General features: G+C 44.4%; 18 protein-coding genes. 13 read left to right on the plus strand and 5 right to left on the minus strand.

From position 1 onward, the window contains the following. Window positions 1–13 precede the first annotated feature (13 nt). Complete coding sequence (locus tag J2X75_RS07655; RefSeq protein WP_310335480.1) at window positions 14–400, plus strand: ArsR/SmtB family transcription factor; 387 nt, start codon at window positions 14–16, stop codon at window positions 398–400. Further along, window positions 397–1263: an aldo/keto reductase gene (locus J2X75_RS07660; protein ID WP_310335482.1), complete on the plus strand. Its 867-nt coding sequence runs from the start codon at window positions 397–399 to the stop codon at window positions 1261–1263. Before J2X75_RS07655 ends, J2X75_RS07660 begins: the two co-directional genes overlap by 4 nt. Here the strand turns inward: J2X75_RS07660 and J2X75_RS07665 are convergent. Together J2X75_RS07665 and J2X75_RS07670 are read right to left on the minus strand one after the other, a co-directional pair. After that, a complete protein-coding gene (locus J2X75_RS07665) occupies window positions 1257–2606 on the minus strand; it encodes a response regulator transcription factor (protein ID WP_310335484.1) in 1350 nt (449 codons plus the stop codon). The genes J2X75_RS07660 and J2X75_RS07665 overlap by 7 nt on opposite strands. Further along, window positions 2606–4315 carry a sensor histidine kinase gene (locus J2X75_RS07670; protein ID WP_310335487.1) on the minus strand — a complete coding sequence of 570 codons (1710 nt, stop codon included), beginning with the start codon at window positions 4313–4315 and terminating at the stop codon, window positions 2606–2608. Before J2X75_RS07670 ends, J2X75_RS07665 begins: the two co-directional genes overlap by 1 nt. 316 nt (window positions 4316–4631) lie before the next feature. Between J2X75_RS07670 and J2X75_RS07675 the strand changes: the two genes are divergently transcribed. From J2X75_RS07675 to J2X75_RS07695, 5 genes are all read left to right on the plus strand, one after another. Then, a complete protein-coding gene (locus J2X75_RS07675; RefSeq protein ID WP_036616097.1) occupies window positions 4632–5516 on the plus strand; it encodes an ABC transporter permease in 885 nt (294 codons plus the stop codon). An 18-nt stretch (window positions 5517–5534) separates the two neighbouring features. Beyond that, window positions 5535–6404: a carbohydrate ABC transporter permease gene (locus tag J2X75_RS07680; protein WP_310335490.1), complete on the plus strand. Its 870-nt coding sequence runs from the start codon at window positions 5535–5537 to the stop codon at window positions 6402–6404. 254 nt (window positions 6405–6658) lie between these two features. Next, a complete protein-coding gene (locus J2X75_RS07685; RefSeq protein ID WP_310335491.1) occupies window positions 6659–8344 on the plus strand; it encodes a type 2 periplasmic-binding domain-containing protein in 1686 nt (561 codons plus the stop codon). 72 nt (window positions 8345–8416) lie between these two features. Then, window positions 8417–10135, plus strand: a complete 1719-nt coding sequence (locus J2X75_RS07690) for a discoidin domain-containing protein (protein ID WP_310335493.1) — start codon at window positions 8417–8419, stop codon at window positions 10133–10135. A 30-nt stretch (window positions 10136–10165) separates the two neighbouring features. Further along, window positions 10166–11107, plus strand: a complete 942-nt coding sequence (locus J2X75_RS07695) for a family 43 glycosylhydrolase (protein WP_310335495.1) — start codon at window positions 10166–10168, stop codon at window positions 11105–11107. A gap of 78 nt (window positions 11108–11185) precedes the next feature. On the opposite strand, the gene J2X75_RS07700 is transcribed toward J2X75_RS07695, so the two are convergent. From J2X75_RS07700 to pdxR, 3 genes are all read right to left on the minus strand, one after another. Further along, window positions 11186–11713, minus strand: a complete 528-nt coding sequence (locus J2X75_RS07700; RefSeq protein ID WP_310335497.1) for a DinB family protein — start codon at window positions 11711–11713, stop codon at window positions 11186–11188. A gap of 144 nt (window positions 11714–11857) precedes the next feature. Then, window positions 11858–13879 carry an ATP-dependent DNA helicase gene (locus J2X75_RS07705; protein ID WP_310335499.1) on the minus strand — a complete coding sequence of 674 codons (2022 nt, stop codon included), beginning with the start codon at window positions 13877–13879 and terminating at the stop codon, window positions 11858–11860. 59 nt (window positions 13880–13938) lie between these two features. Then, the gene (gene pdxR / locus J2X75_RS07710; protein WP_310335501.1) at window positions 13939–15429 is read right to left on the minus strand and encodes a MocR-like pyridoxine biosynthesis transcription factor PdxR; all 1491 of its coding nucleotides are present in this window, start codon (window positions 15427–15429) and stop codon (window positions 13939–13941) included. Window positions 15430–15576: 147 nt separating this feature from the next. Between pdxR and pdxS the strand changes: the two genes are divergently transcribed. The 6 genes from pdxS (at window position 15577) to J2X75_RS07745 (ending at window position 25321) form a co-directional block, all read left to right on the plus strand. Further along, window positions 15577–16461, plus strand: a complete 885-nt coding sequence (gene pdxS, locus J2X75_RS07715; protein ID WP_200869424.1) for a pyridoxal 5'-phosphate synthase lyase subunit PdxS — start codon at window positions 15577–15579, stop codon at window positions 16459–16461. A gap of 205 nt (window positions 16462–16666) precedes the next feature. Further along, window positions 16667–19126: a GH39 family glycosyl hydrolase gene (locus tag J2X75_RS07720; RefSeq protein WP_310335502.1), complete on the plus strand. Its 2460-nt coding sequence runs from the start codon at window positions 16667–16669 to the stop codon at window positions 19124–19126. Between the two features lie 201 nt (window positions 19127–19327). Continuing rightward, window positions 19328–20560 carry a PTS sugar transporter subunit IIC gene (locus J2X75_RS07725; RefSeq protein ID WP_062834547.1) on the plus strand — a complete coding sequence of 411 codons (1233 nt, stop codon included), beginning with the start codon at window positions 19328–19330 and terminating at the stop codon, window positions 20558–20560. A gap of 19 nt (window positions 20561–20579) precedes the next feature. Further along, window positions 20580–22853, plus strand: a complete 2274-nt coding sequence (locus J2X75_RS07730; protein ID WP_310335506.1) for a beta-glucosidase — start codon at window positions 20580–20582, stop codon at window positions 22851–22853. A 370-nt stretch (window positions 22854–23223) separates the two neighbouring features. Continuing rightward, window positions 23224–24306, plus strand: a complete 1083-nt coding sequence (locus J2X75_RS07740; protein WP_310335508.1) for an ABC transporter substrate-binding protein — start codon at window positions 23224–23226, stop codon at window positions 24304–24306. Between the two features lie 166 nt (window positions 24307–24472). Next, complete coding sequence (locus J2X75_RS07745; RefSeq protein ID WP_310335509.1) at window positions 24473–25321, plus strand: stalk domain-containing protein; 849 nt, start codon at window positions 24473–24475, stop codon at window positions 25319–25321. Window positions 25322–25513 lie beyond the last annotated feature (192 nt).

Raw genomic sequence — 25513 nt, forward strand, 5'->3', positions numbered from 1 at the left:
TAAATGGAAGGGGATGATTTACCTGGATCAGGAACTTGCGACCACGATTGCTATCGAATTTAAGAACAATCAGAAGGTGTTGAATGCGATCGGAGACGAGACCCGGCAAGCCATCCTCATAGCCTTGATTCAAGGGCCACAAAAACCCGGCATGCGCGTAGGAGAGATCAGGATGAAGACTCACCTTTCCCGACCGACCGTATCACATCATCTGAAAATATTGAAAGAATCACAGATAATAAGTGTTCGTAAAGAAGGAACTCTCAACTATTACAGCCTTGACTCCGGTAGCAAGTTGAAATTGTTGAAAAACCTGGTGAACCAAATAGAAAAGTTGCTAGCGCTATGCGAAGAACAAGCATCGGAACAACAAATAGGAAACAGGGGGAGTTGCGAATGAATCAGACAGTCGCAGCGGCAAACGGAGTGGGCATTCCTCAACTAGGGTTCGGCCTATATAAGATCAAAGACGGGGGGAGCTTCGAGAGGACTGTCGGGGAGGCTATTCGAATTGGTTATCGCCATTTCGATACGGCCAAAATTTATGGTAATGAAGCGGTGTTAGGTCGGGTCATCCAAAACAGCGGCATTCCCAGGGAGGAGTTCTTCATTACCTCCAAGGTATGGACGACAGACCTGGGCTACCGTGCGACGAAAAGGGCGTTCGAGCAGACTTGCCAGAAGCTGAACGTAACATACCTCGATATGTATTTGATTCATTTTGCTGGTCCTCAATACGTGAATGCTTGGAAGGCGATGGAAGAGTTATACGACGCAGGTAAAATCAAAGTTATAGGTGTAGCCAATTTCGAGATCCGGCATCTGGAGCATCTGAAGAAACATTCCCGGATTTCGCCGATGGTAAATCAGATCGAGACCCATCCGGAATTTCCGCAACATGAATTGCATGATTATATGGTTCGGCATCGGATTCTGCATGAGGCTTGGGGACCGTTGGGGCAGGGTAGCAAAGCGCTGCTGGAGCATCCGGAGCTGGCTGTAATTGCCCTTCGTCATCAGAAGTCGGTTGCGCAAGTCATTTTGCGCTGGCATCTGCAACGTGGAATTATTGTCATCCCCAAATCATCGAATCCTCAAAGGATAAAAGAGAACAGCGAAATATTCGACTTTGAGTTGAATGAGAAGGAAATGGAACAAATACGACGGTTGGACACGGGTAAGAGATATTCCGTAAGTCCGAATGGCTACATGGTCAACCCGTTTTATATCAATTTGATGAAGTTATTTATTCGCTCTCATTGATGGATCATATTTCTGCGGTACTGGTAAGGCGTAACTCCGTATTCCACTTTGAACAACTGGATAAAATATTGATTTTTTCGGTAACCAACCATCTGTGCTATATCGGCTACACGGAGTTCTGAATCTTGAAGCAATTGAGAAGCCTTCTCCAACCTCTTCCTGGAAATGTAGTTTGACACATTTTCTCCTGTCTCCTGTTTAAACAGTTTGGAAAAGTAGACGGGATGGAGATGTGCAACTTTCCCTAGTTCATCCAGGCTAAGGCCATGTGACAGATGGTCTTCGATATACGTTTGCACTTTGTCAACGATGGTTTGAATGGACATCTGTTTGTTGTTTCTGATCCGACTGACCCGATCCATGAGAGTTGAAGATAGTTCATCAGTATGCCGTAACTGGTTGAATATCCAATCCACGGTTTCAGAGTCATCCCGATCCTTGTCCGCCAGATATACATATAGAATGGTCTCCATGAGAAAGATTACTTTTTGCTTTTGGAGATGGATTTGATCATATTTTTTAATGATATTTCCCGCCGATTCCCAATCACCGCATGACGGAGAATGGTTGAATATGCCATTGAAGTCTTCTGAGTGTACGTCCTCATTAAGAAAGAACATGTAGAACATCTGTCGGGTCACGTTTCGATCAGTCAATGAAAAGGGAGGAGACGCGAACGATTGCTTTAGTTTGATGATCAGTTCTGCAGCAGCTGCTTCCGGAACAAGACCGAACAGTCGTGTTCCGGAAGCCCACAAGAGACGATCCAATTTGTCTCCGACAGCATGTTTTATAAAATCCTCATGTTCCTGTGTAAAACCCTCCAGCTTGAAGCAGCACATACGACGACGCCCTAAAAATTCAGTATAAGCATCATATTGCTTCCTTAATGTCTCGTTATGACCAAGAAGCGAAAGCAAATACCCCAATCCATTGAAGTTCTCCCATGCGACAGATTGAGCGGGCCGTGTCTTTGTAATATTATTGATGGCTTTGGACATGGCTTTCTCCACATCATCTTTGTCGACAGGTTTGAGCAAGTAGTCGAGCGCACCTAAACGGATTCCTTGTTGCGCGTATTCGAACTCGGAGTAGCCGGAAAGGATGATCACTTTGGTTGGCAAGTTATGTTGGTGGATATGTTGAAGCAGATCAATACCAGACACCTCAGGCATTCGGATGTCAGTGATCAGAATATCGATGTGGTTTTGAGTCAACATGTCTCGGGCTTCAATCGAATTGGTCATCGTCTCGATCTGATCAATGCCAAAGGTGTTCCAATCGAGCAAGTGCTTCATATATTCAACGACATAATGTCCGTCATCCACAATTAATAATCGCATTAGTTATCTCCTTTCACCTCGGGAATGCTGATGAGCAGCAGGACGGACAAGCCGCCCCAATCATTAGTAGTAAAATGTAACCCGCTACGTTCGCCGTACGTATTTTTCAGACGTCGATTTACATTCCAGAGCCCTACGCCTTTAATTCCTTCAAGCGGGGTATCACTCTCAAGCCGAGCCTCCAGGCTACGGATATCATCCAGCGAAAGACCTTTACCGTCATCGGAGACCTTGATCGTTATCGCAGCCTCCGTCTGTTTGACATCAATCGTCACCCGATGGGCACCTTGTTGTCCTTCGATTCCATGTTGAATCGCATTTTCAACCACTGGCTGGATGATCAGCGGCATGAGAGGAAGGGAGGACAGTTCTGGCGGCAGATCAATGCTGTACTCCATTTTTTTGCTGAGAGCCATAATAATCAGGAAATGTTCCGCAAACTGAAGCTCGCTTTCTAGCGTGACTTCATGCCGGTCCAACTTGGTTAAATAACGATAATATTCAGCTAGATGTTTGCTCATGCGCATGACAGAATCAGGTGAAAATTGAGCCACCGACATGATGAAAAACAAACTGTTGTACAAAAAATGAGGATTGATCTGAGCTTGGAGTTGTTGAAGTTCCGCACTTCGTCTTAGTTCCGTTTCAGTCTTCAAGGATACGAACAGCTCCTGGATCTCGGTAACCATATGATTAAAACTTCTGAACAGGCTGTAAAACTCTCTATCCGTATTTTCGGTAATACGTGTATTATGATTGCCTTGTTCGACCTGTGAAAACTTCCGCTCCAACAAACGAATATTACGGTAATAGTTCCGGTAAAACGTAAAGATCACAACCAGACCAAGCGTGAAAACGGCTAAGATGCTGGCAAAAAAAACTTTACGGTTGCGGTCAATCGGTTGCAGAAAATCATTCGTCTGTGTATATGTAATCAGATAGGCGTCAATTGATTCAATATATCGGGCAAGAACATAATAGTCGTCTGAATTGGTGTGATAATCATATTTCAAAGTGATCTCCGGCTGTGGAGAAAGTATTTCAGTAACCGCTTTCAATAGATCGTTGTCGACTTCTTTCTCACTCCATAACTGCTGGGAATTAAACCAAAAAAAAGCGTTTGAGCTGTCGTTGTTCACAGCCTTTTTCAGCAGATTTTTCAAATAATCGGTATTCAGCTTTACACCAACGACGTACTGAGTCGGTTCATTTTGTCCGGATTTTTGGATGTAAGGGTAGAGGGCAAAGTAATACAAGCTATTGCCGACGATTTGCCATCCCCGCCCATGAACATCCTTGAACGGAAGTCTCGCCTCCGGCGTACTGTTAGTGGACAGAAACGTTTCTTCAGACTTCCAGTAAATGCCGATCGATTCAATCGATCGACTGGATAGAAGCGTTTGCCGCATGCGATCAACGATATCGTTTTTCTTCATTTGGGAATCGTAATTGCTCAGTTCGATAACATGCCTCTGATAAAATCGGACATCACTGTCAGCTGCATATTGAACTCCATACATGTTAGCCTCATATATAATCCCGTCCAGAATGCCTTTCACATAATCAAGCTGGTTTTTGGAAGCGCCAATCAGATTTTCTTCAAGTGTCTTGGAGCTCAATCGGTTCATCACGAAAAACAAACTTAACGTCAGCAGCAGAAAAAAAACAAAGAAATAGATAAATCGCTTCATATACATTTTTCTGATCATATGTGTTTCCTTTCATATCGCTAAACGCAGAAGTTAAACTCCAGATCGGATTAACTTTAATATAAGCCAAACCTTCGAAAAGCGGAAGGGCAGCAACAGCGAGAAATGAAAGCGGTTTTAAACTGCTTCAGGGTGGGGTGATGATCTTGAAATTTTGGCATTTTGGAATGAAAGCGCTTTTGTTAAGCTTATCTTCAAGGATCGCTTTCGAAAAGCCGTCATAGAGGAGGTATGCAACATTAACGAGATTGTGCCCATCAGATCCGCTAAAAAAACAAAAACAAAGCTTTCCCAACGGACTTCATTCAAAAAGGAAATTAAGAAAAGCTGGCCTTTGTACGTACTGTGTATTCCCGCATTTGTGTTTGTCTGCATCTTTTCTTATGGCCCGATGGTAGGTTTGCTCATGGCATTTCAGGACTACAAACCATGGCTGGGCATCACAGGCTCACGGTGGATCGGGTTAGATAACTTCGAACGAATTTTTCAGTACAAAGAAGCCACACAAGCGATTGTTAATACGTTAATTATCGCCGTTTCTAAAATTATCGTTGGTATTATCGTTCCAATCGTCATGGCTATCCTGCTAAGTGAGATCCGTAATATGGGCATTAAGAAAAGTGTTCAGACACTGGTGTATCTGCCGCACTTCTTGTCCTGGGTAACGGTCGCGGGGTTGATGATCGACATTCTGGGGTTAGACGGAGGAATCAATCACATCTTGACACGTATTTTCGGGAACGATCCCATTTACTTCTTGGGTGATCCTGATCTGTTTCGATTCACGGTTGTGATCAGCGACGTGTGGAAGAGCTTTGGCTTTGGCATGATTGTTTATCTGGCGACCATTGCGGGAATTAATCCTTCTTATTACGAAGCGGCCGAGATTGATGGTGCCACACGCCGGCAGCAAATTCGATACGTTACCTTGCCTAGCATGTTGCCCATGATTATCGTCATTTCTACGCTGAGTCTGGGCAATATTCTTGATGCGGGCTTTGATCAGGTCTTCAATCTGTACAATCCGCTTGTCTATAGTACAGGAGATATCATTGATACCTATGTCTACCGTTCATCCTTGTTAAACGGGCAATACGGCTTCGGGACAGCAGTAGGACTGTTCAAATCGGGGATTAGCTTGATCTTGATCGTTGTCTCTTACAGGCTGGCCTATAAATACGCCAATTACAAAATATTCTAACAAGGAGGGAGAGGGATCATGTACCATAAAACGACGGGCTATAGAGTTTTCTCCTATTTTAATTACGCGTTCATGATACTGGCGGGGCTGGCGTGTTTCCTACCACTGCTTCATCTATTGGCACAATCGCTCAGCAGCAAAGCGGCCATTAGCGGTAATATGGTTTCATTTTGGCCGGTCGGGTTCAATGTGGACGCCTATGTAAAAACGTTCAACAATTCCAATTTCAACGGTGCCATGTTAACATCCATCACTCGAACCGTATTGGGTACAACCATCAGCATGTTTATTCTTACCTGCGCAGGATATGCCCTGTCCAAGGAATTCCGGGGACGCAACGTGCTCATGTGGTTTTTTATCTTTACCATGCTCTTCTCGGGGGGATTGATACCTTCTTACATATTGATCACCGCCCTTGGACTAAAGGATACCATTTGGGCTCTTGTGCTACCGGGAGCTTTCGGTGCTTATAATTTGATTCTTCTCGTCAATTTTTTCAAAACGATTCCCAAAGCCCTGGAAGAAGCAGCTTTCATTGACGGAGCGTCGTTTTTCGTAATTCTCAGCAAAATATATTTACCATTATCTCTGCCTGGCATCGCGACCGTATCCTTGTTCATTATGGTAGGGCACTGGAACTCCTGGTTTGACGGGATTTTGTACATGTCGGATGCAAGTAAGTATCCGTTGGCTTCGTTTTTACAGACGGTCGTTGTGCAGGGCAATATGCAGAATATGGCGATGAGCCAGTCTGAGGTGGCAGCCATGTCTGAACAGAGCATCAAGGCAGCACAAATTTTTGTCAGCACGCTCCCGATCATTTTGGTATATCCATTTTTACAACGATATTTCGTAAAGGGGATTGTACTAGGAGCCGTCAAAGAATAGTCAGGATGACGATAAATTGGATTACTATAAGTTCATCTAAACATTTACACGATAACGGAGAGGACAGAAGAGACCTGAAGAAGCGGAGCGTTCGCCTTTATTACCAGAATTTCACCTTTGAAAAAGTGAATCAAAAATTCTGGTAATAACAGCGATCGGAAGGTTGTTCTGTCATCGGAGTGCCAGTGTAAATATGCAATTAGTTGAACTTATATAGAAAACAAATTGAGTATGAGTGAAGGGGGCATATTTCCATGAAGAAAAGAACTGATTTATGGAAAATGGTAAGTACGGTAATGCTGTCGGCTATTCTTGTGGCTGGCTGTAGCAAAGGGGAGACTGCTTCCGAAACCGCACCAGCATCGGTGCTTAAGGACGGTAAATATGATCCGCCATTTACGATCACTATCGCCAAACAACAGGATGAAAATGCTGGAAAGTACATCAATGGTGAGACGTTGAATGATAATGTGTTGACCCGCTGGGGCGAACAAAACCTGGGTATCAAAATCCAAACCACCCTGCTGGGAGGTGATGCTTCACAATATAATACCAAGCTGCGGCTGGCGTTGACGGGTTCCGAGAAGTTGCCCGACGTTCTGCCCGTCTATGACACCATGCTGGTCAATGATCTGATTGAGTCGGGGCAGGTCAAGGAGATTACGGAAGACATCTCAACCTACATGCCTGACCGGATAAAAGAAATATACAAACAATACCCGACCACCTTCAATCCAGTGGTTAGGGAGGGCAAGGTCTACGGGATGGCGATTGCGCCGAATCTGACGGAAGGCGAAGTCATGTTGATCCGCCAGGACTGGTTGGACAGATTGAATTTGGAAGCGCCAACAACGATTGATGAGTTTGAGCAAGTCATCGCGGCGTTCACCGATGAGGACCCGAATGGGAACGGCAAGAAAGACACATACGGCTTTACTTTTTCGGGCAAAGATTCCTACAATACGGGATGGGTCAGCGATCCGATCATGATATTCAGCGCATACACGGGCAAACATCTTCCAAGGCAATGGCATAACGACAACGGCAAACTCACCTATGGATCTGTGGCTCCTGGCAACAAAGAGGCACTTGCCAAGTTACGCGATTGGTATGCAAAAGGGTACTTGAACAAAGAATTGGCCACCCAAGGGGCCTGGGATGCTCTGTCCGATTTTACGGAGGGGAAAGCTGGCATCATCATTGGTCGTCCTTGGCTGTACGACAGTGTGAAGGACGTGGAGAAAAATGTAGAGGGGGCAAAAATTAGTGCTTATCCGACCATTCAAGGCGTGAACGGTGATAAGACCTATCAATCCGCCCAGTTGAACGATGGTGTGTTCATGTTTAACAAGGATTTTCAGAACATGGAAGCCTTTTTCTTGTACTACGATAAAATGTACGACGCGGCGTTCAGCACGGGGGACTTCAAATACGGCTACGCTCAGGGATACGATTACGATATCGTTAACGACGAAGTCACTTTTGATCCAACGAAATTCAATAAGCCATTAGAAGCCGTGCAAGGCGTTGGGAAAATGGCATTCACCAAAAATACACCGAGTGTGGATGGTCCCGGCCAATCGTACTACGATCTGGCGAATGGAGTTAAAGCCGACACGGGTGTCCTCATTCAGAGCGCTTCAAAAGATCAAACGACGCAGGACGGATATCGGATTTCGTATGAAAACAGAGATGTTTTACTGCCAAATGAATTTAACGGTCCACCAACGCCAACGATGCAAAATGTGTGGGAACAGTTGACTACCATGGAACAAGAGACGTTTACCAAAATCATATATGGCAATGAGCCGATTGAAGCATTTGATACCTTTGTGAAACAGTGGCATGAAAAAGGCGGAGATACCGTGATCGAAGAAGTTAACGAATGGTACAACCAAGCCAGCGAGACGGATGTAATGACACTGATGAATTTGAAATAAAGTCAAGTTTCACCTGGACCAGCCTTCCTGCAACAGGGGGGTTGGTTTCCTAAAAAAAGGAGATGATGAGACATGATCAAAGGTAAATCGTGGATGGCTATCGTCATTGCATTGATGTTGTTAACAGTTCATTTAACGTTCTCAGCTCAAACCGTTCATGCTGCTGCTGGTGAAGAGACCAAGATCGCTGCAACACTATTTGTGCTGAAGAATGAATCCGAAGTATCCAATGCCAAAATTCATTGGGCACCTGTCCAGGGAGCGACTGCATACGAGTTGTACAGATCCGAGAACAATGCGCCTTATACGTTATTACAGACCTTAACCGGTACAACGACGGATGATTATGAACTCAATATAGGTAACACATACAAGTATCAAGTGAAGGCATATGCCGGAACTTCCTTGTTAACCTCCGCTGTCTCGCCAGAATGTACCCCTTACAGCCTTCCAGAGGACCTCACAACTTTTGATAACACAACGCAATCCACTCTGAAGCTCCCGAATGAACTTAAAGTGGGGGATACCTATTACAGATTCAATTTTGTACAAAAACCAACTGGTGGTTTTGGCGAAATGATTCAACAGACTTCAACAGATGATATCACGTATGGTGACGACAAAGTGGTCCTTTCCTACACGGATCACCCCGATCTGGCGAATTCCAAATTTGAAGGGATTAATATCCTCTACCATGCGCCTACGAACAAATTTGTTTTTTGGGCTCACTATGAAAACAGTACAGACTACACGCTTGCCAGAGTATCGGTGGCTTCGGCCACGCCTGGAGAAGACTTTACATTTCACAAAAGCTTTCGGCCAGAAGGGAACCAATCCCGGGATATCTCCATTTTCAAAGATGATGATGATTCGGCGTATCTGATCTCTACGGCCAATAATAATTCGGACACCATCTTATATAAGTTAACCTTCGATTGGTTGGATGTAGATCATCAAGTTTCAGTTATTTATCAAAATCAACATAGAGAACTGCCCAAGATGATCAAAAAAGATGGCATTTATTATTTGTTCTCTTCCCAAGCGGCAGGTTGGTACCCGAGTATACCTTTGTATTCATCAGCAACAAGCATAGACGGAGATTGGTCTGAATTACGGACGATTGGTAACACGTCAACCTTCTCGGCGCAGTCAGGTTCCGTTATGCGGGTGAAGCCAGATACGGGCAACAACGTGGTTATGGTTGCGTATCGCTGGATGTTCGGCTGGGCAGGTACGCAAAATGGAACAACGGAGGAACGTTTGCTTCCCGTTTGGTTCTCCGATGGTTACGCATTTTATGATTATTTTGATCAAGTGCTGTACAACACAAGAGATGATGTTGTCGTTCCCGTTCAGAACGGAAAACTGCTGTCGCAAGGCAAACCTGCAACAGCCCAAACGGCTACTGGAACAAACCCGGCAAGTTATGCTAATGATGGTAGCTATCAAACTGAATGGGTCGGCACAGGCAGTTCTTGGCCACATTGGTGGAAGGTCGATCTCGGCTCTGTTCAACAGTTGAATAATGTGCAAATCTCCTGGTGGATGCAAAAAGGCTCCGAAGGTTTTTACAAATATAAAATTGAGACCAGTACGGATAATGTAAACTGGACTGTAGCATTGGATCGAACCAATAATACATCTTACGGTTTCACATCAGATACGCTATCGAGCACTGCTGCCAGATATGTACGAATTAATATGCAAAATGCGGCACTTCATAACAATCCAAACAATTGGTACACGCCAAGACTTTGGGAAGTGAAGGTATTTGGATCGGACACCAATTAACGATGTTCTTAAAAGAAGAGAGGTAACGGTGTGAATAATCAACTAACCAATGGTGGCATCTGGAATGATTCAAGTGGTAATCTGATCCATGCCCATGGTGGACATATATTATTCCATGACGACTATTATTACTGGTATGGCGAAGATCGGAGAGACGATATATATGTGAGTTGTTACCGTTCCAAAGATCTATTCAACTGGGAGTTTCGGAACCATATCTTGACCACCTCTACGCCAGCTGCACCCATTCGAGTTCGGACAAATCTGGCATTAGTGAACGATAAAGGTGGAAAGGTGAATCTCGAACGGCCTAAAGTGCTGTTCAACGCGTTGACAAAAAAGTTTGTCCTCTGGGTTCACTATGAGAATGGTAACCATTACAACGATGCCGCATGCGCCATTGCCACATCTGATTCTCCGGATAGCCATTTCCTGTATCATGGCAGCTTCAATCCGTACGGGTATATGTCGCGTGACTGCACGCTCTTTCAGGACGATGACGGGAAGGCATATTTTATTTCGGCTGCCAGAGACAATGCGGACCTGCACATCTATCGCCTGCAGGAAGATTACCTTAATGTGGAAAGTCTTGTCGGAAAGCTGTGGCAGGGGGAATATCGGGAGGCGCCAGCTGTCTTCAAACGGAAAGGGAAGTATTATATGGTGACCTCATTTTGCACCGGTTGGGAACCCAATCAAGGAAAGTACGCGATGGCTGATACGATGGATGGACCATGGGGGATGCTCAGTGATTTTGGCGATGAAACGACGTATCGAACGCAACCAGCATTTGTGCTGAAGCGATCAGAAGAGGACTACCTATACTTTTCAGATCGCTGGAACGGATCGGATTATTTTCAGTCCAGCTATGTGGTCCTGCCCATTGAATTCAATGGGGACATTCCGATTCTAGATGAGTATTCCACGTTATCTTTGCGAGAGGATGCACATCTGATTCATTTTGAACGATAATTTGAACGATAAACCGACTGATGAGAAAAGACTTTGATCCTACAGAGAATGCAGGTTCAAAGTCTTTTTGGATGAATTTTATAATTTCAAATCTAACGAATAACGATCGCGAAGTACTGATAAATGGTGGAGCTCATGCCCAGCCATAACAAATGCAATCGATCGAGCTGAAGCAGGATTATCACTGACGATCCCTCTACAGAGCCATGCTTCCGGGGTGAGGCGACGAAGCATAAGAATGGTTGAACGGCGTGTGACGGCATATTCTTCGCTCAAATCGGCCAGGGTATACGCATTGAAAGGGTTGGTCTGCATAAGCACGTCCTGATCGTAGCCGGGATGATTTGTTTGGTCACCTCTGGCGATGCGAAGCAATCGGCTGCTCATGATGCGTTCGTTATCCAAAAGGTGTCCGATGACCTCTTTCACGCTCCATTTGCCTTCGGCGTACCGATAATCTGCTTGCTCCTCTGTCAATGAAGAGAGCAAAGTTGGTACGATGTTGGCTTGCAGCTCTAAGCGTTCGATGATGTTCCCTTCAGGAACAAGCTGGATGTACCCTGCATAATAAGCTGCATATTCATCAGTAGTTGGTCTTTCAACCATGTAAATGCCTCCTTTAGGATTCATAACTCTGGAATATATTGTAGCATATATCTTGCAACATGAAATTAGCCCATCCGGTTCATGAGCGGATGGGCCGTTTCATGTAATTTAGGCAGTTTTTCAAGGTTACGTGTTATACCACTTCTAATCCGTTCGTCGTATCCCCTTAGTTTGGACAAATTTCTCTATAACCGCAAAATCCTCCGTCACTTTTTGGAACGGCAACGTGTCCAGCACCTGTTCCCGATAACTCTTTTTTGCCCCTTTACTGAGACGGGAGTCAAGTATGCTGAGTACGCCAATGTCCGTTTCACTACGGATCAAACGTCCTGTTCCTTGCCGTAACCGAAGGAGCATGTCCGGTACAAACACCTCCATAAACGGATTCTCCGTTACCGATGCCTTATATTCATAAACAGGATCCGATGGAACAGGGAAGGGCAGCCGGAAAATAATGACCTGTGACAGGTCAGACCCCTCGATATTCACACCTTCCCAGAATACACCGGTACCCAGGAGTACACCTTTGCTTTTCCTGAAATCGGCGATGACACTGTCTTGTGATGATCCCTCTTTTTGAACATGGACTGCCCATGTGTATTCACTAGCCCTTGAGATCAACTTTTTGTGAATGTACTTCATGTCCTCTTTTGCTGAAAAAAGGACGATTGTTCTTCCCTGAGTTAGATTACAGAGTTGAACCACTTCCTTGTACGCTGCTTCAAGATAGTTTTCGCGCTGATCGTGGTGGTAATAGGGAACTTTGTTCGAAATATACATCATGGCATGGTTGGTGTAGTCAAAAGGGGAGGGTTGGCGCTCTAGGAAATCTCCCTTATAACCAAGGGAGTGCGTCATATAAGAATATTGTTCCTCCAGCGTATCCCCGCCTTGGCACAGCGTTGCTGATGTTAGGATTACAGGTACCTTGCCATTAAATAAAGCGTATTTCAGAAATTGGCTTATATCTTTGGGACAGATGCTGATTGTGGTTACTCTAAGAGGACTGCTTGCCCATAAAAGATAATTGTCCTCAATTTCAGATAAGACACTAATAAGGCTAATAAGCCCGTTGATGGCTTCAAAAGCGTCATCTATTTCCCGCTCGTGACGGGAGGTCAAAATGGAAAGGCGCAGACTGAGATCTTTTAAATCGTTTAAGACTTGGTTTAACGGTATTCCTTTGATTTCCGACACTTTGATTCGGTCGTTATCCTGCTTGGCATGGTCGAGCAAATTTGCGTTTACCTGTTTGAAGATGCGCTCAGCCCAGTTTTTGATGAACTTGGATTGTGAGAAGAGACTTTTATCCCCGGACTGCTTCGTGAGAAGCTGCACCGTGGTATCCAGAATGCGGCAAATTCCCCGATAAGTGAACTCAAGTGTTCTGGCATCCCGAACTTTTGCTTCCAGATTATGCGCTTCATCAATGACGATCAGAGCAGGCTGTTCTGAGATGATGCTCTTGGTTCCTTCTTTTTTCTTCATCAAATCCCGTATGAGCAAATCCTGGTTCACGATAATAAAATCAATCTCGTGAGCCTTTGCATTTAATTTTGCTCTCATATCGTAAAACAAACATGCATTTTTATGATGACAACGTTCAAATTTGCAATCATTCACGGAAACGTGGGACCATTCGGCATCACTAATTCCAGCTTTAATATCGGCTCTTTCATCAATTTCATAATCTAATATGCGCTGTGCAAGGGTAGATACGGAGGAGTTTGCATCATCAAGACTGATCCATTCCGCTGCTCTACTTCGACAGGCGTACTGACCCATGCCTTTCCCCACCACGGATCGAACCGTTGAGAATCCCAACCGACTACCAATGATCCTTAAATCTTTATGTATCTGTTCCGAAAGCTGAATGGAGGATGTAGCTATAATGACTGGTTTCTGAGACATTTGATTCGTGAGCAGACTTGGGATCAGGTACGCAAAAGACTTACCAATTCCGACACCAGCTTCAATCATGGCGTTATGTCCATGGATATAAGCATCGGCTATATCGAGGGACATTTCTTGCTGTCCGATCCGCTCTCTAAGGCCAATTCGGGGGAACCGGTCATAAATTCGGAAGATGGCGTTAACCAAAGAACGTTCGATTTCCTTGTCCGGTTCCTGCTTTTTAATTTTATAAAGTTCATTTAACCAATTCATAACGATCGCCCCTCTTCCGAATGATGATCTTCTTGTACTCACTTTGGAGACGATTTACCTCACAATGCAGTTGTAACGGCATTTTTTAATCTGGATACGCCTTCCTGTAATTGTTCATCCGACAAATGTGCAAAAGATAAATAGATACCATACTTCGTACCAACAGACGTTGAACTGCTGACTTCTGAGTATACCACACCTTGTGACCTAGCCGATTCCCGAAAGGCCTCATAAGTGGACACATTACCTCGCCACCAGCCAAACACGTGTAGACCCGCTTCATTCTCGACCCAATCAAACCATGTAGAGAGTTGCTTGTTCAAAAGTTTGAGTAACAGATGGAATTTACGACTGTATAATCGATTCATTCTGCGCAGGTGACGCTCATATTGACCACTTGTCATGAATGCAGCTAATGCCCGTTGTTCGATCAGGTTGACGGGTCTAGGCTCGTATAAAGCCTGTGCCTTTCTAAAGGTGTCAGCCAAGGTAGGGGGAAGAACCACATAACCAAGTCGTACTTCTAAAGGCAAGGTTTTTGTAAAGCTGCCCAGATAGATTACGCGTCCTGCTTTATCAAGTGTTTTCAGTGGTTCAACATGCATTCCGCGATATCGGAATTCACTATCATAATCATCCTCAACAATCATGGCATCATTTCGCTGTGCCCAGTCCAGCAAGGTTTGTCTGCGTTCCAGACTGAGCATTTCACCAGTAGGAAATTGTCGTGACGGCGTGACAAACAACATTCGTGCTTCCCAGTCTTGGGGCACAACTCCCTGACCATCGAGATTGGCTTCAATCAACTTTGCACCCGCAGCCAATATGGCTTTAGAAATCCCGACATAACAAGGACTTTCTGTCACTACATAATCCCCAGGATCAGCAAGTAATTGAGTGAGTAGAGCTATAGCTTGCATGGAGCCTGCAGTTACTGCAATATGATCCGGATCGACTTGAATGCCCCGCATCCTCCGAAGATAGGCAGCAATGGCTTCTCTCAATTTTGGATCCCCCGTTGAACTAACCATGGCAGAGGTTGTTTTCAGGTGATGCTCACGCTGCCTTATCTCTGCATACAATCGATTATTCCATTCATCGTAAGGAAACTTGGAGAAGTCAGGTTGATATTTGCTAAAGTCGATCACTTCGTCGCTATTCATTCTGGAATCATGTGTATGGGCATTGGCAGGTGCATTTCTTTGAGTCGTCTGTTGTTCAAACTGCTGAATACGATTTCCCCAGGCGGATAAGTGATGCGTGCAAGCTTTCACGGTGGACGCATTATTGTTCAGATCCAACTGGTAAGCAACAAAAGTTCCTCTTCCATGCTCTGAATGAATGTAACCTTGAGCAGTCAAAGTATCATAGACCTGATTCACAGTTCCTCTGGAAATGTGATACGTCGTAGCTAACTCTCGAGTAGAGGGTAACTTCTCGCCATGTATAAGATTACCTTCATGAATTGCATCACGAATGGCATTATAGAGAGCCTTCATCTTCGTATATTTTCGGTTCAAATATGAACTGTAAGCTACATGAAATTGCATAGGACCTCCAGAGTTATAATTCAAGTGGTACAATAAAAACCAAAAATATTGGATCTTTTTATATGACCATTCTCATTCTATACTAAATCATAGATTAGAGCGATGCCTTTATTGAAAATCACCCAAAAGTTACTTAGGAGGACTACAATCATGCAAACAGGTACAGATCGTGTAAAAAGAGGAATGGCTGAGATGCAAAAAGGTGGCGTCATCATGGACGTTATGAATGCAGAGCAAGCTAAAATTGCTGAGGCGGCAGGGGCAACAGCTGTTATGGCTCTTGAACGGGTACCTTCCGATATTCGCGCAGCCGGCGGTGTAGCTCGTATGGCAGATCCAACCATCGTTGAAGAGGTTATGAAGGTTGTATCTATTCCAGTTATGGCCAAAGCACGTATCGGTCATTACATAGAAGCCAAAGTGCTTGAATCCCTGGGTGTGGACTATCTCGATGAAAGTGAAGTTCTTACACCTGCAGACGAAGTGTTCCATATTGATAAACATGAGTTTACTGTACCATTTGTATGTGGAGCCAAAGATTTGGGAGAAGCTCTTCGCCGTATTGGTGAGGGTGCATCGATGATTCGTACAAAAGGTGAGCCTGGAACGGGTAACATTGTTGAGGCAGTTCGTCATATGCGTCTAATTAACAGCCAGCTCCGCAAAGTGCAAAACATGTCCAAGGACGAGCTGTACGCTGAAGCCAAAAATCTGGGTGTAGCTTATGAGTTGCTGCGCGAAGTTCATGAAAATGGAAAACTTCCTGTCGTTAACTTTGCAGCAGGCGGTGTAGCTACTCCGGCGGACGCAGCATTAATGATGCACCTGGGAGCAGACGGTGTGTTTGTAGGATCAGGTATTTTCAAATCCGATAGCCCTGAGAAGTTCGCTCGTGCAATCGTTGAAGCAACAACACATTACACAGATTACAAATTGATTGCCGAAGTATCCAAAAACTTGGGCGCCCCGATGAAAGGGATCGAAATTTCTAAATTGGCTCCAGAAGAGCGCATGTCCAACCGCGGTTGGTAAGATAGCAGTGCTTCTGGTTGAATAGGTAGTTTGAACATTTATATAGAAGAGCCGATCAATTGAACCTTAATTGATCGGCTTTTTTGTTATTACTGTTTAGTTTGTTGATATCTTCAAAATGCTGTGCCTATAATAATCGGTATGAAGGAAGGTGCAGACAATTCGCTATCTATATGAGTTTATTCAACATCAGGACGATCTGCCTATGAAACTCTTCGTGAACTCGGTAAAACATATTGATTTCCATTGGCACAAGGAAGTGGAAGTTGTATATGTTCTCCACGGTTCAATCATCATGTATCTGGACCAGCAGCAATATACACTGCATGAAGATGATGTGATCGTGGTTAACAGTATGTCCGTCCACAAGATCGAACGAACCAATCAGGACAATGTGTTATTAACATTGCAGTTCGGTCCCGAGTTGATGAACAATAATGTGTTTATCTCCTGTAACTCTGCTATGAACGTGGAACAAAACGCTCCTCGCCTGAAAAGTATTAAACAATATCTTGCGCAAATGGTATGGGAGATCAACAAAAAAACGCCGGGTTATCAAAATTTTACAATGGGCAGATTACAGATGTTATGCGGATGTCTGCAGAGGTATTTTTCCAGTGGAACGAATTCCGCATTGGAAGACGGTAGCAGGGATTATGACTATAAAAGACTGAACAGGGTCCTCACATATATTGATTTACACTACAATGAGAAGATTACACTGCAGGATATGGCGCATTCCGAACATTTAAGTTTGCATTATTTCTCCCACTTCTTCACCGACAAAATCGGGATACCTTTCCAAAAGTATTTGACGCTCATTCGCTTGGAAAAGGCTCAGGCTCAGCTGGCAGCAAACGACAAAAATATTTCGGAGCTCGCGCTGGATTGCGGATTTGCCAATGTGAAGCTGTTTAACAAATACTTCAAGGAAAAGTACGGCTGTACGCCAGGTTCCTATCGGGAAGCTTCTCGTACAACGGAACTCCATCAGTTGAATGTGAACCGCAAACCCAAAACATATGAGGAGTCTTCAAGCGGAGATTATTACGAGATGGAAACGCTGAATGCGATTGGCTCGCTGTATCGATATCTGGATGCTAAGTTAGACGCCGATCAGGACATGCTTCCTGTACCGTCTGTACATCTGTCAGACCAAACTTATATTGAAATTCGTGCGGATCAGACGTCGTCTGTCTATGAAAAGCACTGGAATATGACCATGACGGCAGGGAGAGCTATTGAAGGTTTGCGTGAAGATTGGCGGAAGCAGCTCTCCGCGCTGAAGGGAAAAGTACCTTTTGAATATATTCGATTTCACGGCATCTTCAATGACGAGATGATGGTTTACAGCGAGAACGAGCAGGGCACGCCCCTCTATAATTGGTCTTATGTGGACAAGTTGTATGATTTTCTGCTGGATCAGGGCGTTCGGCCATTTGTGGAATTAAGCTTTATGCCGAGCCAGCTGGCGAGATCCAAAGAAACGCTGTTTTGGTGGAGGGGGAATATTAGCCCGCCATCCGACCCTGCCAAGTGGCAGGCGCTTGTTGGCGAATTCGTTCGCCATTGTTTAAATCGTTATGGAGTGGAAGAGGTGAGACGGTGGTATTTCGAAGTATGGAACGAGCCTGACCTGGCGGGTGTTTGTTGGGCAGGAAGTAAAGAAGAATACTTTGCGTTTTACGAATCGACCGTTCATGCCATCAAATCGATTTTGCCGGAACTGAAGGTGGGGGGGCCAGCTATGGGTTACGGTTCTCTCTGGAACGATACCTGGGCTGAGGAATTTTTGTCCTATTGCCGCAAGCGTGAAGTGGCTCTCGACTTTTTCTCGTTTCACATCTATTCGGAGTATCCCAAGCTAAAAGTTGAAGAGGATCGTTTAACCCAGATCATGCCGCCTGCTTTTTATAAAGAGAGTATTGAACTTATGCGGCAAAAAATGAATGCGTCATCGTACGGTCATGTTGAACTTCATGTCACTGAGTGGAACTTTTCGCTGTATGACCGGAATTTGCTGCACGATACCATGTTCATGGCTCCGTTTGTCATTTACCACACCATGCACACACTTGGTGACGTGAAAGCGATGGCTTTCTGGTCCTTTACCGATGTATTCGAAGAAAGTATCGTTCCCGCTTCTCCTTTCTACGGAGGTTTTGGCCTGATTAACCGCGATGGGCTGAAGAAACCCAGCTATTATGCATTTGAGCTTATACAAAAGCTTGGGGATGAGCTGATGGTCAAGGGAGACGGTTATGTTGGAACCCGAAAAAGGGATGGAAGCATGCAATTTTTGTTCTATCACTATGTTCACGTAGACCGGCTGTTTGCAAGTGGAGATTGGTCGGAATTATCCAGCTCAACCCGCTATGACGTCTTTGAGGAAAAAGGCAGCAAAGCTTATGAACTTACCTTGAGCAATCTCGAGGGACCTTATAAATGCACCAGTTATCAACTGGATCGGGAGCATGGATCGGTATTTGATGAGTGGACCCGCATGGGATCGCCCTATTCATTGACGGAAGAAGAAATCGCCTATCTAAACGGCAGGAGTGGACCCGTGATGGGGACAGAGATGGTAAGAGATGAAAGTTGGCGCAGAGAGATTTTTCTTCCACCGCATGGGGTAATGCTGCTCATTTTGGATAGACAATATTAAAAAAAATGCTCTTAAGACATCCTTTCAGTTTGAAGGGATGTTTTTTGTTGTTTATTTCTTGTTCAGGCTGGCAAGCTAGAACTATAGCGATGGATTGGGCAAAAAACGAACCATGATGCGGCAAGTTCCAACAAGAAAGCGTTAACACAAATCGATATACTATGGTTGTGGCAGCTTAGAGGAAGACAGGGGGAGTTTTGGATGAAGCGTTTCATGAAATGGATGACAGATTCGTTTGCGCCGAGATTGGAGGCGTTTACGAACAATATTTGGGTTTCTTCGATTCAAGAAGCCATCATGGTCGCCATTCCGATGATTTTCATCGGTTCGATTATTACATTGATTTCGATTTTGCAGGATTTCATTCCGGGAATGCCGGACCTAACACCTATCACAACATTCAGTTTTGGTTTGCTCGGGTTGTTTATTGCTTTTCTGACACCTTATGTCGTGATGGAAAAAAGAGAACGACATAAAATCAAGTTGCTGGCGGGAATGACGGGGATATCTCTGTTCGTTATGCTGCTTAACCCGACGGTAAACGAAGACGGTACCATTCAGTTCATCCTTGAACGATTTGGACCCTCGGGGATGATTACAGCACTCCTGGTAGGTGTATTTGTCGCTCTTGTAATGATCATGTGCAACAAATTTTCGTTCTTCAAAAAGGGATCTTCACTTCCCGAATTCATTATGGACTGGTTCGATTTTCTCGTCCCGATCGCCCTGGTATTAACAACAGGATGGTTGCTTGTATATCAGCTTCATTTTGATATTTTTGGACTGATCGTGAACGTATTTGAGCCGATCAATGCCGTAGGGCAAAGTTTAACCGGATTTTTATTGTTCAATTTCATTGGTGTTGTACTGTATTCTTTCGGCGTAAGCCCGTGGGTCATGACACCGATCTGGTACGCGATCTGGATACCTGCAATCGAAGAAAATGCAGCTCTTGTGGCAGCGGGACAAGATCCCGTCAATATCAACACGTTTGAAACCTTTTTCTCCGGATGGCTGGGTATTGGAGGAATGGGAGCGACCTTGCCGTTAGTTGTTTGGTTCCTGATGGCACGTTCGAAAAAACTGAAATCTGTCGGCAAGGCGACTATTATCCCATCCTTGTTCAACATCAATGAACCCGTCGTATACGGAGCACCGATTGCCTTTAATCCATTACTCATGGTGCCGATGTGGATTAACTCACTTATCACGCCGGTGATTGTGTACTTGGCTCTCGACTGGGGTTGGGTGCGGATTCCGAGCCAGATCTTCCAGCTATGGTACACGCCGATCGGCCTCTCCACCTATATTATGTCCGGACTCAATGGGCTTATCTTGCTGGCGGTCGTCCTGGTCATTGTATTTATTGTCTGGTTTCCGTTTTTCAAACTGTATGATGCACAGGAACTGAAGAAAGAACAAGAACAAAATTGATATCAGAAGGGTGAGTACTATGGATAAATCAATCAATGAATTGTTGTCGGCATTGACGCTGCCCGAGAAAGCTTCGCTCTGCGCAGGATTGAATATGTGGATGACAAAAGGAATTGAGCGGTTAAACATTCCGCCGGTTCATATGTACGATGGGACAAACGGTATCCGTAAAACGAACAGCGATGAAGAAATGGGGATTACAACGGAAAATGTACCCGCAACCTGTTACCCTACGGGTTCAGCCATCGGCTCTTCGTGGAATACGGAATTGTTGTATGAAGTTGGCGTGGCACTGGGACGTGAATCAAAAACCATGGACGTTGAGCTGCTGCTTGGACCTGGTGTCAATATGAAAAGAACGCCACTTGGCGGAAGAAACTTCGAATACTACTCGGAAGACCCATACTTGACGGGAGAACTTGGAGCGGCGTTTATAAACGGGATCCAAAGCGAAGGAGTGGGCGCTTCTGTCAAACACTTTGCGGGTAACAACCAGGAGTTCGAGAAGATGGTAACCAGTTCGGAAATCGATGAGCGAACGCTCCGCGAGATTTACCTGAGCGCCTTTGAACGGATTATTAAGAAATCCGATCCTTGGACGGTTATGTGTTCTTATAATTTATTGAATGGAACGTATACAAGTGAGAACGAACATTTGCTGCATGACATTTTGAGAGAAGAGTGGGGTTATGAAGGTGTTGTTCTATCCGACTGGACAGCTGTTAATGATCGCATACGCGGTCTGAAGGCTGGGCTTGATCTGGAGATGCCGGGTCCCGCCAATTACAATGCTAAAGCAATCATTGAAGCGGTTCAGAACGGAAGCCTCTCCGAAGAACAGTTGGATCGAAGCGTGGGCCGGATTTTGAAACTGGTTGAGCGGGTAACGGGCAAGAAAGACATGGATTCTTCTCCAGATTCGGACTATCATGCACTCGCACGTAAAGCGGCGGCCGAAAGTATTGTGCTTCTGAAAAATGAGAACGCGATTCTCCCGCTAGGGCAGGAGTCCATTTCGTCGATTGCCGTGATCGGACGCTTTGCCAAAAAACCGAGAATTCAGGGAGCGGGCAGTGCGAAGGTAACGCCCACAAAAGTCGATATTCCATGGGACGAGATAAAAAATCTGGCTGGCGATGTCATGACCATGAATTATGCAGAAGGGTACCCGGAGGATGACTCCATCAATGATGAACTAATTAAGGAAAGCGTGTCATTAGCCATGAATTCCGATGTTACTGTACTGTTTGTTGGCCAACCGGAATATGCGGAATCGGAGATGCATGATCTGCAAGGCGTTGATCTTCCCGAGCATCAAGTGAAATTGATTCTCGCGGTAGCCGCAGTTCAGCCCAAGTGTATTGTCGTAACGAGCAGCGGTTCCGCACTGGCGATGCGCCCATGGGTACAGCATGTACCTGGTGTGATTCATGCTTGGTTGTCGGGTCAAGGCATGGGTAAAGTGATTGCAGATGTATTATTCGGACAGACGAATCCTTCGGGCAAACTGTCTGAGACATTCCCTGTCAAACTGTCGGACAACCCTTCACATATGCGAATTCGCGGAGAGAACGGCAAGCTGTATTATCGCGAAGGCCTGTTCGTGGGTTATCGATATTATGACCGGAAAGAACTGGCACCTCAATTCCCGTTTGGACACGGATTGTCTTACACATCGTTCTCCTATACGGATCTGGAAGTGTCTCAGACCCATACCGGTGTTACTGTGTCTTTCCAATTGAAAAATATCGGAAAGCGCCAGGGGAGAGAAGTTGTTCAATTGTATGTTCACGATGAAGAGTGCACATGGACCCGTCCAGAGAAAGAATTGAAAGCTTTTGCCAAAGTTGAATTGGAGCCGGGTGAAAAACGCAAGATTACCTTTGAACTGGAAGAGAGAGATTTCTCATATTACAACACCAAGTATAACCGTTGGGTGGCTGAGACCGGGTTTTTCCAAATTTCACTTGGCAGCTCGTCCAAAGATCTCCGAATTACGGAACGTCTGCATTGTGACTTTGGTAAGGAAGAAATCACGTTCCACAAATTCAGTCTGCTCAGTGAGTGGATGAGTGATCCTGTAGCGAAAAAGGAATTGGAGCATCGCCTGAATGAAATGAACGAGCATGTTACGGACAAGGTATACCTTAACGAGGAGTTTGTGGGATTCTGGGCAGATTTCCCGATGATCAAAGTATTCCAAATGTTCGGTCAACAATGGATGAATGAGCGTTCACCTGATGAAATTATTAATGAACTTATCGCCAAGGTTAATCAGGCACGTAATGAATAATTAAGTAAAAGAGAAACCAAGTTCAATCCTAAACAAAGGACATGAACTTGGTTTTTCTAACGTTTCGGGATATATCGTTATGGAACGTAACCTTCGAACCAGGATGCGGCAACAACTGTCATATTCACCGTGACGGATTTCAGCTCATGTTAGTCACCAGAGGAGAAGGGCATTGAACCTGTCACAGATTAAGTTTACGATAATGCGACGAAATGAGGCACCCATATGGGGGTTTCTTTTTATTTATCAGATAAATGATATTGATTATTGTTCTCATTTACACGCTTCGACATTTACTGTATACTGACAATAGTTATTTTACATATTGCTTTAAAGACAAGAGAGAATTCAAAAGGGAGAGATTATTTACATGTTGGTATCTGTTAAAAAAGGGATGTTTCTTTGTTTGATTACTGCAATGATTCTGGTGCTCGCAGCGTGTTCAAGCAACAATGGTGGCAGCAAAGATGCAAATGGCAGCTCACAGCAAGCTGCGGAGAGCAGTGCCACGAATGCAGCAACAAATGGGGAACAAACCGACGCAGACTCTTCAGCACCTGCTGAAACAACTTACCCGGTAACCGTTTCAAATTATACAACAGAGAACGGCACATGGGTGAAGAAGGATCAAACGTTTGACAAGGCCCCTGAACGAGTAGTTGCCAATACACAAGGTGCAGCCGAGCTGATGATTCGCCTTGGTTTGACAGACAAACTTGTAGGTGTAGCTGCGTTGTTTGGTAGTGTACCTGAAGATATTGCTGACGAGTTTAAACAAATTCCTGTGCTAGCTGAAGGCTATGTCGGTAAGGAAGTGACAATAGGGGCTACGCCTGACTTGGTTGTAGGGCGTGGTGGATTGTTTGAGGATGCCGATTGGGGTGTTGGTACAGTAAGCAGCTTGAATGATATGGGGATTAAAACTTACGTGCAAAGCACCAGTGTTCCTGACGCATCGTTAGATAGTCTGTATCAGGACATTACTGAATTAGGTGAGATATTCAACGTACAAGCGAACGCAGCGGCATATATTGAGAAGCTTAAAGCACGCGAGACTGCGTTGTCGGCTCGAGCTAGCACTGAAACGATCAACTATGCATCATTTTCGGATAATGGTGATGGAACCATTGGAATCTACAACGGAAACGGTGATACGTTTATTGAAAATGCAATGTCATTGATCAATATGCATAATATGCTGATTAATGAAACCGGCACACTCAGTCTCGAGAAGTTAATCGAGATTAATCCGGATGCGATGATTATTTCGAGGTATGCAGGGGGTATTGATCCTGAGCAGACGATTGAAAAGCTGCTTGCCAACAAACAGGTACAAAACATTAACGCAGTTAAAAACAAAAAAATCTACATTATTGATTTCAACAACTTCTGGGGTTACGGGGATTCCATCTTCACAGGAGTTGAAGGACTCGCTGATGATCTCGGGTTGTAATGAAGCCAAGAACAAAAACATAGTACCATTAAAAGTCGCTATTTTAGCGGCTTTTTTTTGTTATCAGGGACCCAATTCTTGTTTCAAGCTGATCAAACTTTTATTGGAATCTAACGTTATTATTGTAAGATTAAAAATTACATGAAGTGGGTGAGTCGCTGTGAGAATGAAGCAATTGAAAAAAGTAGTTGTCGTTGCATTAGTGATGTCGGTGTTATTACCATTGGGGCCTCAAAAATCTGAAGCAGCATCCAAATATGTTGATTTGGAAATTCAGTGGGCAGACGGTCGTATTAACCATGTTCAGACGTTAATCAAGGATGGAGTCACTTACGGAAGTTTTTTCTCACTGGGTAATAAGGCAGGCCTAGTGTGGGGGATGGAAGATGATAATACGGCCGTACTGAAGAGCAGTCAGAAGCATATTGTTGTGCACTTGGGAAGCAGCATTGCCGAAGTAGATGGTCAAAAAGTAGATATGGGCAGAGAACCGGTGTGGTATATTAGTCACCTTTATGTACCCATAGGATTTCTTGCATCTGCTTTGGACGGGGAAGTGACTCATCAAGATATGAAAACGAACAAGGTAACCGTGACTGGATTGAGCAATTATACCGATACTTTTTATGGCAGCAACATGGGTTACACCTATGTCGTTCGCACTGCAAAAGGAGATCTTGAGATTACGAATGCTTCTACTGGACAAAAGAGTTCGATTCCCTTAGGGATCAAGGACATGAATGTGAACACTCATGATCTTAAGATAAATTTTAAGAGGAGTCCCCAAAATCTACTTATTGTCATCATTGAACACACTAATCGAAAAACGGAAGACTACGACCTTTACACGTTGGTATTCAAAAATAAAGGTCTGATTCGCAAATCCATTGCTCACGGGGTAACGGGCCAGCAGGAAATTTTGAATTCAGATAGTACCATTCAACTCATCGATGACAACAGTATACGTATTATTGAAGATGGAAGTGGTAAAGTGCTTGAAGTCCTTTCTCGTTGAATAGACATCTGATCCGATATTCATGAATTACATCCCCTCACCAACTGAATAATAATACAAACATCTCAAAGAGCAGCTGATCAGAGTGATCAGCTGCTCTTGCATATTTCTTCCCGAATCTTTTCACAATCAAAAGTAGTTAAAATATCTTTTTGTAAATCTAAATACAGTGGTTTTAAATTTTTATAATGA

Origin of the sequence: Paenibacillus sp. 2003 (genome assembly GCF_031455635.1) — a bacterium.
In the GTDB taxonomy this organism is placed as follows: domain Bacteria; phylum Bacillota; class Bacilli; order Paenibacillales; family Paenibacillaceae; genus Paenibacillus; species Paenibacillus amylolyticus_B.